At 65.6% G+C, this 11,667-nt stretch carries 8 protein-coding genes; 6 read left to right on the forward strand and 2 right to left on the reverse strand.

Annotated elements, in window-relative coordinates:
• The first annotated feature begins 19 nt into the window (after positions 1 to 19).
• The gene (locus tag BRAO375_RS16205) at positions 20 to 2,809 is read left to right on the forward strand and encodes a PAS domain S-box protein (RefSeq protein ID WP_009028544.1); all 2,790 of its coding nucleotides are present in this window, start codon (positions 20 to 22) and stop codon (positions 2,807 to 2,809) included.
• Positions 2,810 to 2,958: 149 nt separating this feature from the next.
• Entirely contained in the window at positions 2,959 to 3,957 is a 999-nt protein-coding gene (locus BRAO375_RS16210; protein ID WP_009028545.1) for a P1 family peptidase, read from the forward strand.
• 146 nt (positions 3,958 to 4,103) lie between these two features.
• Here BRAO375_RS16210 and BRAO375_RS16215 read toward each other — a convergent pair whose 3' ends face one another.
• Together BRAO375_RS16215 and BRAO375_RS16220 are read right to left on the reverse strand one after the other, a co-directional pair.
• Positions 4,104 to 7,508, reverse strand: a complete 3,405-nt coding sequence (locus BRAO375_RS16215) for a PAS domain S-box protein (protein ID WP_009028546.1) — start codon at positions 7,506 to 7,508, stop codon at positions 4,104 to 4,106.
• Positions 7,509 to 7,634: 126 nt separating this feature from the next.
• Positions 7,635 to 8,402, reverse strand: coding sequence for an EF-hand domain-containing protein (locus BRAO375_RS16220; protein ID WP_009028547.1), 768 nt, complete (start codon positions 8,400 to 8,402; stop codon positions 7,635 to 7,637).
• 226 nt (positions 8,403 to 8,628) lie between these two features.
• Between BRAO375_RS16220 and rpe the strand changes: the two genes are divergently transcribed.
• The 4 genes from rpe to BRAO375_RS16245 all read left to right on the forward strand — a co-directional run bounded on the left by rpe (position 8,629) and on the right by BRAO375_RS16245 (position 11,229).
• The gene (gene rpe / locus BRAO375_RS16225; RefSeq protein ID WP_009028548.1) at positions 8,629 to 9,330 is read left to right on the forward strand and encodes a ribulose-phosphate 3-epimerase; all 702 of its coding nucleotides are present in this window, start codon (positions 8,629 to 8,631) and stop codon (positions 9,328 to 9,330) included.
• A gap of 12 nt (positions 9,331 to 9,342) precedes the next feature.
• Positions 9,343 to 9,828, forward strand: coding sequence for an ureidoglycolate lyase (locus BRAO375_RS16230; RefSeq protein WP_009028549.1), 486 nt, complete (start codon positions 9,343 to 9,345; stop codon positions 9,826 to 9,828).
• A 45-nt stretch (positions 9,829 to 9,873) separates the two neighbouring features.
• Positions 9,874 to 10,704, forward strand: a complete 831-nt coding sequence (locus tag BRAO375_RS16235; protein ID WP_009028550.1) for a bifunctional allantoicase/(S)-ureidoglycine aminohydrolase — start codon at positions 9,874 to 9,876, stop codon at positions 10,702 to 10,704.
• A 129-nt stretch (positions 10,705 to 10,833) separates the two neighbouring features.
• Entirely contained in the window at positions 10,834 to 11,229 is a 396-nt protein-coding gene (locus tag BRAO375_RS16245) for a hypothetical protein (RefSeq protein ID WP_139031398.1), read from the forward strand.
• Positions 11,230 to 11,667 lie beyond the last annotated feature (438 nt).

Consider the following 11,667-nt stretch of genomic DNA (forward strand, 5'->3'; position numbering starts at 1 on the left):
GGTGCGCAGGACTTTGGAGATGCAGAGCATCGAGGATACCCGCGAAGTTCTTCTGTCGGCTTCCACTGCAACACGTCGAGACCAACTCGCAGCCCTCGCTGCGGTGACGGTCTCAGCTGTGCTCTTCGCCGTTGTCGCGCCCTACGCAAAGGTGCAACTGCCGGCGGCGCCGGCGTTCGTCGCGAGCTATCAGTCGGCGCTGGCGCTGAACGACCTGATCACGGCGTTCCTGCTGTTCTCCCAATTCGTGCTGCTGCGCTCGCGGGCCTTGGCGTGGCTTGCGTCCGGCTATCTGTTCACGGGTCCGGCCGCGCTGCTGCACACGCTTGTGTTCCCCGGCCTGTACTCGCCGACCGGGCTGTTCGGTGCCGGACCACAGGGCGCGGTCTGGATCTACATGATCTGGCATGGCGCATTCCCGCTGTTCGTCCTCGCCTACGCTCTCGGCAGAAATAGCCGGCCCGCGGGCTCGATTGCGGCGTCACTGACGTTCGCCATCCTTGGCGTTGCGATCTCGCTGGCGGCGCTCAGCTGGATCGTGATCACCCGCGAGGCCGCCCTGCCCGTCCTTCTCGACGGCAGTGCCGCGACGCTTGCGCTGAGGGTGATGGTGGGCGCCATCTGGTGCGCGACATTCGCCGCCCTGGTGGTGCTGGCGTTGCGGCGGCAGCATAGCGTTCTCGACCTCTGGGTGATGGTGGTGCTGTGCGCCTGGCTGTTCGATCTCTCGCTGTCCTCGCTGCTCAATGCGGCCCGGTTCGATCTCGGCTATTATGCCGGCCGCACCTACGGGCTGTTCGCGGCGAGCTTCGTGCTGGGCGTTCTCCTCGCCGACAATGTCGGCCTGCAGAGACGCCTGACACATCTCTTGCAGCAGCAGCGCCGCCAGAACGAAAGCGAGCGGGCTCGATTCATCGCGCGCGAGCGGCTGTTCAGCGCCGTGGTTGAATCCTCCAACGACGCCATCATCACGCTGACCCTGCACGGCAAGATCACGTCGTGGAACCGGGCTGCCGAGCAGCTGTTCGGATACGGCGCCGACGACGCGCTTGGCAACGACATCGGCCTCATCGTTCCGCCTGAGCGGCGCGGCGAGGTCGATCGCATCCTCGGCCTGATCGGTGGCGGCGAGAAGATCGAGCATCATGAGACAGTGCGCCGTCACAAGGAGGGCCGCGAGATTGAAGTCTCGCTCAGCATCTCCCCGATCCTCGACGCGCGCGGCACCGTGATCGGCGCCTCGAAGGTCGCGCGCGACATCACCGAGAGCAAGCGCACCCGCAATGCGCTGACCCGGGAAACCGAGGAGCGGCGGCGGATCTTCGAGACCTCCCAGGATCTGATCCTGATCGCAGATTCCCGCGGCAATTTGATGCAGGTCAGCCCGAGCGCACGGGCGATCCTCGGGTACCGCCCGGAGGAAATGGTCGGCCGCAACGCCAGCGACTTCGTCTATCCGCCGGAGCTGGAGGCCGTGCGGAGCCAGATGCGCGACTGCCGCCGCGGCCGAGACGTCCACAATTTCGAGGCACAGCTGCTGCACAAGGAAGGCCGCGGAGTCGAGCTGAACTGGATGGCAAGCTGGTCGGAGCCGGTGCAGCGGCATTTCTTCATCGGCCGCGATCTCACCGAGAAGCGCATCGCCGAGGCGCAGTTCCGTCAGGCCCAGAAGATGGAGGCCGTCGGCCAGCTCACCGGGGGCATCGCCCACGACTTCAACAACATCCTGACCGTCATCACCGGCAGCATCGCAATTCTGGCCGACGCCGTGGGCGAGCGACCGGAGCTTGCCGCGATTGCCCGGCTCATCGACGACTCCGCCGACCGCGGCGCGCATCTGACCCGGCAGTTGCTGGCCTTCGCCCGCAAGCAACCGCTGCAGCCCCTCGATCTCGACGTCAATGCGCTCATGATCGAGACCGCCGCGCTGCTGCGGCCGACACTCGGTGAGCACATCGAAATCGAGCGGATCCTCTGCGCCGCCCCGTGCACCGCGCTGGCCGATCCGAACCAGCTCGCGACCTCCGTCGTCAACCTCGCGCTCAATGCGCGCGATGCCATGCCGCAAGGCGGCAAGCTGACGCTGGAGACGGCGAACGTCACGCTCGACCAGGATTACGCCAACGCAAACACCGAGGTCACGGTCGGCGACTACGTCATGATCGCGGTCAGCGACACCGGCTGCGGCATCCCGCCGGCCTATCTCGACAAGGTGTTCGATCCGTTCTTCTCGACCAAGGGCGTCGGCAAGGGCACCGGGCTTGGGCTGAGCATGGTGTTCGGCTTCGTCAAGCAGTCCGGCGGCCACATCAAGGTCTACAGCGAGGTCGGCCACGGCACCTCGATCAAGCTCTATCTGCCGCGCTCGACCTCGGCGCCGACGATGGCCGAGGATCGGCGTTTGCCCGACGCAACGGGCGGTGACGAGACGATCCTGATCGTCGAGGACGATCCGCTGGTGCGTCAGCACGCGGTCACCCAGGTCACGAGCCTCGGCTACACGACCCTTGCCGCAGCCGATGCCGCCGAGGCGCTGGCCGTGCTCGAGCAGCATCCGGAGATCGATCTGCTGTTCACCGACGTCATCATGCCCGGCGGCATGAACGGGCGGCAGCTCGCCGACGCCGCCTGCGCACGCAGGCCGACGCTGAAGACGCTGTTCACCTCGGGCTATACCGAGAATGCGATCGTGCACCACGGCCGCCTCGACGCCGGTGTGCTGCTGCTCCCCAAGCCCTACCGTAAGCCCGAGCTCGCCCGCATGATCCGCATTGCTCTGGAGAGGCAGAGCGGCGCGCAGCCCGGATGAGCGCAGCGAGATCCGGGTTCACCGCAGGCAGCTCGTGAGAAGCCGGATGTCGCTGCGCTCATCCGGGCTATGGGGATGCGCCATGTTGCATTGAGCCAGGGCGTCGGCCACGCTATCCATCGATCATCACGACCAGCATCGAGGGCGACGTGCAGAACCTCCTGACCGACATCCCCGGCGTCCGCGCCGGCCATGCCGATGACGCCGCGCTCGCCTCCGGCGTGACGGCGATCCTGTTCGATCAGCCGGCGGTCGCCGCCATCGACATTCGCGGCGGCGGGCCTGGGGTGCGCGAGGACGCCCTGCTCGATCCCGTCAATACCGTGGAGCGGATCGATGGCATCGCGCTGTCGGGCGGCTCGGCGTTCGGGCTGGAGGCGGCGAGCGGCATCCAGGCCTGGCTCGCCGAGCGGGGCCGCGGCTTTGCCGTGCGCGACGCGCTGGTCCCGATCGTGCCGGGCGCGATCGTCTTCGACCTGCTCAACGGCGGCAACAAGCAATGGGGGCGCTACGCGCCGTATCGCGAGCTCGGCTACGCGGCGGCGGCCGCCGCCGACACCACCTTCGCGCTCGGCAGCGTCGGCGCCGGTCTGGGCGCCACCACGGCCAATCTCCAGGGCGGCCTCGGCTCGGCCTCGGCGACGAGCGGCAACGGCATCAAGGTCGCGGCCATCGCGGTGGTGAATGCCGTGGGCAGCGTCACGGTCGGCGACGGTCCGTGGTTCTGGGCCGCCCCCTACGAGGTGGATGGCGAGTTCGGCGGCCGCGGCCTGCCCCCGAGCTTTACGCCGGACATGCTCGCCATGCGGCTGAAGGGCGGCCCTGCTCCGTCGGCGTCCGAAAACACCACGATCACGCTGGTGGTGACCGACGCCCTCCTGACCAAGGCGCAGGCCAAGCGGCTCGCGATGATGGCGCAGACCGGCATGGCGCGGGCGATCTATCCGGTGCATCTGCCGCTCGACGGCGACATCGTGTTCGCGGCCGCGACTGGCGCGAAGCCGATCGAGCCGCTGGTCGAGCTGAGCGAGCTCGGCATGATCGCGGCGAACGTGCTCGCCCGCGCGATTGCGCGCGGCGTCTATCACGCCAAGCGGCTGCATGCCAGCGGCGCGCTGCCCTCTTGGCATGAGCGCTTTGGCCGATAGCGTGTGCGTCCAAGTTCGTCTTCTCCAAGCCTCTCAGAGCACCATGTCGGATGAGCTTCGCGCTCACGGGCAGGAGAAGACAACGACGTGCTCGCGACAAAACAAATGGCCGAGCCGCCGAAGGTCTCCGCAGCGCGCCGGAGACATCACAGAGCGCTTTGCTTGGGATCGGATATAGCCAGGGTCCCGGAATGCTCGACCTGGAGCCACCGGTCGAGGATTCGTTTCAGCTCGGCCGGCCGGAACGGTTTGCCGACGTGGTCGCTCATGCCGGCGCGTCTGAAGCTTTCCACCTGATCGACCAGCACCGCAGCGGTCATCGCAATGATCGGAAGGGTGGCGTAGCGGCCTCCCAGCGCTCGGATCCGCGCCGTCGCCTCGACACCGTCGAGGATCGGCATCTGCACATCCATCAGCACGATATCGTAGTGCTTGCGGCGGACCGCTTCCAGAGCCTCGCTGCCATTGCCGACGACATCAACATGGTGGCCCCACTTGTTGCTGATGATGGCGACGGCAAGCTCCTGATTGAGGGGATGGTCCTCCGCGAGCAGAATCGTCGCCGGGCGGCTCTCCACGCTCCCGCCGCTCGGCTCGCCGACCTTCGACCGCTCCTCTTCCGGTGCTCCGAGCGGGAGCTCGAGGACGAACCAGAACTCGGATCCCTCCCCCTCCTTGCTGTCGAACCCGATGCTGCCGCCCATCCGCTCAACCAGCGCTTTGCAGATCGAGAGACCCAGCCCGGTGCCGCCATAGCGCCGCGCAATCGTCCCGTCGACCTGGCTGAACTTCTGAAAGATCAAGTGCTTCGCCGAGTCGGGAATTCCGATGCCCGTGTCTCGCACGCCGACCCGAAGCTTCGCGACGCCCGCCGGATCTCCCGATCCGGTGATCGTCACCGTAACGCCACCCTGCGACGTGAACTTGAGGGCGTTCGACGCCAGATTGAGCAGGACCTGACGCAACCGTGCGTCATCTCCGACCACCGAGTTCGGCACCTCGGCATCGACATGGGCAACGAGATCGAGGCCTTTCGACTCGGCTTCCGGCTTGAGGAGCTCGAGTGTGCTTTCGAGGAGAGCTCGAAGCGAGAAACTGCGGCAATCGAGATCGAAGCGTCCCGCATCGAGCTTGGAAATGTCGAGAACGTCGTTCACGATCGAGAGCAGCGTCTCGCTGGCGTCGTGAATCAGCTTCGTCCGATGCTCGTTCAGAGAATCCTTCGGCGCATCGCTCTCGAGGATCAGCTGCGAGAAGCCGATGATGCTGTTCAACGGTGTACGCAACTCGTGACTCATCGCGGCGAGGAACTCGCCCTTGGTCCGCGCCGCAAGCTCCGCCGCCTGCTTTGCAGCCTGCAACTCGGCCTCGATCGCCTTGCGCTCGGTGATGTCGCGCAGTGCCCCGAGGATACCATTGACGGCGCCGGTCGCGGAGTCCCGCAACGCCTGCAAAGACGTTTCCACCCAGAGCCATCGGCCGTCCCGGTGGCGGACCCGGTGCACGATCGAGCCGTGCTCCAAGTTTCCCGCCAACAATGATTGATAGACCTGTGCCACGTGTTCGGCATCGTCTGGATGGACTCGCCCCTCGGGCACCCTGCCAATGAGTTCGGAGGCTTCATACCCCAGGATGCGCAGCGATGTCGGCGACACATAGCGACGGACCAGATCGCGGTCGAGCTGGAAGATCATGTCGGCACTGTTGTCGGCCAGCAGCCGGTAGCGAGCCTCGCTCGCCTCGAGCCGCTGCTCGGCTTCCCAGAGCGGCGTGACGTCGGTAATCAGCGCGAAGAAGCCCAGGACCGTGCCAGCGTCGTCGAACTGCGGAACGTAGTTGGCCCAGACGTGATTGAAGGTTCCGTCAGATTTGGTGACGTCGCGCTCGAAGTTCTTTGCCACACCTGCGAGCGCAGCCCTGACGAACGGCTCGTTCTGCGCGAAAAGCTCATCTCCCAGCACGGAGACCATGGTCTCATCGGCGAGGGACTCCATCGTTCGGCCGTGCCAGTCGAGATAAGCCTTGTTGGCGAATCCGCACCGGAGCTGGTTGTCCCAATAGGCGATGCGGCTCGGGATCGCATCGATGATCGTGTTCAGCTCGGCTGTCTTTGCGATCACCTGTTGCTCGAGGGACTCGTTGAGAATCTTCACCTCCCGCTGGGCCGCGACGTATGACGTCATGTCGCGGGCCGACGTGCCGATGCCGACGACGTCGCCGTTCTCAGACCGGATCGGCGACAAGTTGACGACCATGTCGAGCGTCCTGCCGTCCTTCGAGCGCCACTGCGTCGTCAAATTCACCGACGACCTGCTTTCAAGCAGGCGAGCTATCGCGTCATCGAGCTCCTCGACGAGGTCTTCGGGAACGATGAGCTCCGACAGACGTCGCCCCAGCGCTTCCGAAGCCGAATAGAGGAAGAGCTTCTCTGCCGCTGGATTCCAGTCCGTCACTTCCCCGGTCAATGTCGTTGCGACGATGGCATCGCTGGACTGGGCGACGATCGAGGCAAGCCGCGATCTTTCCAACCACGCGCGCTGCCGGCGGCTGAGCGACGACAGATGGAGGCCTATCAGCCACGTCGACAGCGATCCCATCACCAGAACCGTCGCCGCTGACGTGATCGGATGAACGAAGTTGAGTTGCGTGACGAACGGCGGCAGAGCACGGAGCTCGACCTCCCAGTTGCGTCCATAGATGCTCAACGGCAGGTTTCGGCGGATGCCTTCGTTTTCGGACACCGACGCCCCGTAGAACGTCGCAGATTTGCCGTCGGTCTTGTCTGACATCGACAGCGCGAACTCGCCCGTGAGAATTCGGGAGCTCGCAATGATTTCGTCGATGACGAGAGGCGCGTAGCTCCAGCCGATTGCGGCGGCGCGCCGCTGCTCGGCCGTATCGATCGGTTGTCCAGACCGGTAGATCGGAAGCAGGAACAGGAATCCGCTGCCTGCCTTTCCCGACGCCTGGACCAGCGTGATCGGCGCCGTGAGCCTCGGCTCGCCGCTGTGCATTGCGGCCGACGCCGCCTCGCGCCGGGTCGGCTCGGACGCGATATCGAGACCGACGGCCTGCGCATTGCGCGCTTCCGGTGCGATATGTTCGATGATGAATCGGGGACCGGGGTTTGCGCTGAGTTCGCGAATCTTGAAGTCGGTACGCCCGTCCGCCCTGACATTCGCGACGAACTGCTCCGCCAGATCCGACGGGACGATCCTGATGAATCCGTAGCCGCGTGCGCCTGGAAACTCGGCGTCCACATCGCGCGACGAGGAGTATTTCTTGAAGATCTCCTGGCGCGGCAGACCGCCGCTTGCGACCACCAGTCCCCGCAGACCGCGCAATCCATATTCGTAGAGCTGAATTCGGCTCGACAACTGATCGACGACGCGCGCACTCAGTTCGTCGAAGCGCGTGGAGGTGACAGCCTGGTTGCGGGCCTCGTGCAGAAAGAACACGCCCGTGCTGGCAAGGACAGTCAGCCCGATCCCGCACGCGACTGCGAGCCCGACGTTCTTGGCGGCACCATTCCACACGGCGTCGTTTGTCATCGTTTCCGCAGCGATAGCGCCCTCGGGAGCGTCTCCAAGGATAGACATCGCGGCAGGTTGGGCGATCGGCCGTGACCACCGGACTAATTTTCGTCCCGGTAGAACTACGGGCCAGACCCGCAGAAATCAGGCGGAAATTGCTGTCGTGGGCGTGGATGCCGCCGAGATGGCCGTGGCTTCGCGCCGGATCAGCTTCTCGACGAGATTGTAGGAGGACGTCGCCGCGCTTGATGCGGTTGCGGCCGCCGGCGTGGTCAGCGTCACCTTGGAGCCGTCGGCATAGGTGATCGTGGTGGTGGTCGACCCGTCGCTGTTGGTTGACGACGAGCTCGACGCGCCGGACAGCGCCTGCATCAGCGCATCGGCACCCGCGCCAGCCGCGTTGCCAGAACCGCCGGCTCCCGCCTGATGATGATGGTGATGGCCACGACGGCCGCTGGAGCCCTGCAACGCCGAGGACAGCTCGTCGATGCTGACATTGCCGTCGCTGTTCGCATCGAGCTTGCCGAACACCTTGTCGGCGTTCGCGACGTTGGTGCCGCCCGCGCCGAGCGCGTTCTCGAACTCGGACTTGGTGATCTGCCCGTCGCCATCGCCGTCGATCAGCGAGAACAGGTCCTGCAGCGGATTGCCCGACGAGCTCGCGTCCGACGACGTTGCCGACTGGCCCTGCGCGGCCAGCAACGCGCTCATCGTCTCCGGCGCGATCTGCCCCGAACCGCTGCTGCTCGAGCTCGACCACGGGCTGAAATTGCCGGAGCTGCTCGCCCCCTTGTCGCCGAGGCTGAACAGGCTGCCGCCCGAATGACCGGACTTGCCCGACCCGGACTTGGTCGAGCCGAGCGACTGCAGGCCGTCCAGGACCGACGAGGCGGCCCCCAGTGCAAACCACATGACGAAACTCCCGCAAGGCCGCGAGACGCGGCGGCGAAACAGATGGCGTCAGCGTCGCAAGCCCCGTGCCAACGCCAAACCGCTGATATGTCCGGATATTTCGCAATGTTGCGGCCGCCTTGGCCCGGCACTTCGTGCCGCGCCCGGCAGATTTTTCCCGCTCGCGTTGCCGGACCGGCCCCTGCATGATACGGCGACATCTCCGCTCGCACTGGAATAGATGCCCATGACCCAGTCCTTCACGCCGCGTCCGCTCGTCATTGCGCCATCGATTCTGGCGTCGGATTTCTCCAAGCTCGGCGAGGAGGTTCGCGCCGTCGACGCCGCCGGCGCCGACTGGATCCATCTCGATGTCATGGACGGGCATTTCGTCCCGAACATCTCTTATGGCCCCGATGTCATCAAGGCGCTGCGTCCGCACACCACCAAGATCTTCGACGCGCATCTGATGATCACGCCGTGCGATCCCTATCTCGAGGCGTTCGCCAAGGCCGGCTGCGATCACATCACGGTGCATGCCGAGGCTGGCCCGCATCTGCATCGCTCGCTGCAGGCGATCCGCGCGCTCGGCAAGAAGGCCGGCGTCTCGCTCAATCCGTCGACGCCGCTCAACGTCATCGAATATGTGCTCGACCTCGTCGACCTCGTGCTGATCATGTCGGTCAACCCCGGCTTCGGCGGCCAGGCGTTCATCTCTTCGGCGATCGGCAAGGTCCAGGATCTGCGCGCGATGACCGCGGGCCGGCCGATCGACATCGAGGTCGATGGCGGCGTCGGCCGCGACAATGCCGGTGCGCTCGCGGCAGCCGGCGCCAATGCGTTCGTCGCGGGCTCCGCCGTGTTCAAGGGCGGCACGACGGAGGCCTATCGCAGTAACATTGCCGCGATCCGCGATGCCGCCGCGTCGGCGCGCGGCGAGGCCATCTGAGCGCGCGGGGACATGCATACGCTCACGCCGCAGCCGCTGACGAAAACGGCCTTCGCCGCTTTCGGCGACGTCGTCGAGACCGCCGGCGCCGCCCCGATCGAGATCAACCAGGGTTTCGCGCGCCGCTGCAACGGGCTTGCTGCGGTCGACGTGGCGTCGGGCGGCGCAGCCGTGAACATCAGCCTGTTCGAGGCCAAGCCGCGGCCGCGGCCGATCGAGATCAAGCTGATGGAGCGGCATCCGCTCGGCACGCAGCTGTTCATGCCGTTGCAGGACCGCCCCTGGCTGGTGCTGGTGTGCCATGATCCGCGCGATCCCGCGAGCTATTACGCCTTCACCGCGAGCGGCCAACAGGGCGTGAACTACGCCAGGAATGTCTGGCATCATCCGCTCCTGGTGTTCGACGCGGGCTCTCGCTTCATGGTGGTCGACCGCATGGGCCCCGACAATCTGGAGGAGCTGTGGCTCGAGCAGCCGCTGCTCCTGAGCATTCCCTGAATGTTGGCGCGCGGGCTTGCCGATCCGCGCGCAGGAGAGATGACGATGGACAAGCCGAACTACTTCGTGCCGCATGGCGGCCACCCGCCGCAGACCGACCTGCTCACCGGCCGCGCCGTGTTCACCGAGGCCTACGCCGTGATCCCCAAGGGCGTGATGCGCGACATCGTCACCTCGCCGCTGCCGTTCTGGGACAAGACCCGGACCTGGGTGATCGCGCGGCCGCTCTCCGGGTTCTCCGAGACGTTCTCGCAATACATCGTCGAGGTCTCTCCCGGCGGTGGCAGCACCCAGCCCGAGCCCGATCCCGAAGCCGAGGGCGTGCTGTTCGTCGTTGGCGGCGAGATCGCGCTGACCATCGCCGGCACGGAGCATCGCCTGGCCAAGGGCGGCTACGCCTTCCTGCCGCCGTCCTGCAAATGGACGCTGACAAACGACAGCGCGGCGCCCGCGACCTTCCACTGGATCCGCAAGGCCTATGAGGCCGTGCCCGGCATCCCCTTCCCCGAGGCCTTCGTCACCAACGAGGCGACGATCGCGCCCGTCGGCATGCCCGGCACTGAGGGCCGCTGGGCCACCACGCGCTTCGTCGATCCGCTCGACGTCCGCCACGACATGCACGTCAACATCGTGACCTTCGAGCCCGGCGCGGTGATCCCGTTCCTGGAGACGCATGTGATGGAGCACGGCCTCTACGTGCTCGAGGGCAAAGCGGTCTACAAGCTCAACCGCGACTGGGTCGAGGTCGAGGCCGGCGACTTCATGTGGCTGCGCGCCTTCTGCCCGCAAGCCTGCTACGCCGGCGGCCCCGGCCGCTTCCGCTACCTGCTGTACAAGGACTCCAATCGGCACATGAAGCTGCGGCCGTTCCGGTGAGGTGACGGCTTCGGACGGCGCGCCAGAGCATGCCAACGTGCGCCATCGTTTTCGGAAGCAGCAGGACGTGGAAATGTCCGTCGCATTCAGGATCGTCGCCATCATCTACCTCATCGGAGTGATCGCCTCTTGTGCGTCGGCCATCCATGGTGTGCCTACGTCAGCGGTGGCTTCCAGCGCGAACATTCCGCGATCGATTTTTTGGTCACTGTGATGGCCTATGGAACGGGAGCCGTCATCTGGCCGGCCCTGATCGTTCTCCTGCTGATGGGGTATCTGGGCGCATTGCACAGCAGGTGGGAGCTTTCTCTCGTGAAGCTGGGCCTGCTCGTACTGCTGTTCGCGGCGATGGCCGTCAGCACATGGGCGGTGACCCACATGAACGCTCCTGCAAAGCACGTACTCCATGCGGGATTGAGAAATCGCCTGCTTCCGCTCATCGGCGAGCAGCTGATCGAACTCAAAATCCTGATCTTCGCACTTCTCGTCGGGCTCGGCTCCATGTTGAGCCTTGCCCTGCTCTGATTGACTGTCATCTGCCGCAGCGATCGTTGGCTCGCGAACATATCGCGGAGCGCTCTGTGTACCTCGCCCGCCAGGGCGAAGCGAAGCTTCGCTAGGGCGGGGACAGGTCGGATTGCATCGAAGATGTAGTCCGGGTGAGGAGGTACAGGTCTCACCGCGCACACTCCCCGCGCGTTGCCCCTGCTGAGACCACCCGTGCCGCGGCCCCTCACCCCAACCCTCTCCCCGTAAGAACGGGGAGAGGGAGCGCACTGCCGTCGTGGTAAAGGCTCGGCTCCAACTAACAGCCGGTGTAGGCAAAAGCGTCCCCCCGAGAAGAATGCCCGACGCAAATCGTCACCCAGCCCTCACTCCCCTGACGCGACCTTCGCCGGCACATCATCATCCTCATCATCCACCTCGCGCGCGGCCGCGCGCGTGCGCACTACCGTGACCGTG

It is taken from the genome of Bradyrhizobium sp. ORS 375, assembly GCF_000239775.1.
Taxonomy (GTDB): domain Bacteria; phylum Pseudomonadota; class Alphaproteobacteria; order Rhizobiales; family Xanthobacteraceae; genus Bradyrhizobium.

What these genes read in the sequence shown, in the direction of transcription:
- BRAO375_RS16230 (WP_009028549.1), top strand. Translation starts at nt 9,343, where the DNA reads ATGCATACGCTCACGCCGCAGCCGCTGACGAAAACGGCCTTCGCCGCT.
- BRAO375_RS16205 (WP_009028544.1), top strand. Translation starts at nt 20, where the DNA reads ATGCAGAGCATCGAGGATACCCGCGAAGTTCTTCTGTCGGCTTCCACT.
- rpe (WP_009028548.1), top strand. Translation starts at nt 8,629, where the DNA reads ATGACCCAGTCCTTCACGCCGCGTCCGCTCGTCATTGCGCCATCGATT.
- BRAO375_RS16215 (WP_009028546.1), bottom strand. Translation starts at nt 7,508, where the DNA reads ATGACAAACGACGCCGTGTGGAATGGTGCCGCCAAGAACGTCGGGCTC.
- BRAO375_RS16235 (WP_009028550.1), top strand. Translation starts at nt 9,874, where the DNA reads ATGGACAAGCCGAACTACTTCGTGCCGCATGGCGGCCACCCGCCGCAG.
- BRAO375_RS16220 (WP_009028547.1), bottom strand. Translation starts at nt 8,402, where the DNA reads ATGTGGTTTGCACTGGGGGCCGCCTCGTCGGTCCTGGACGGCCTGCAG.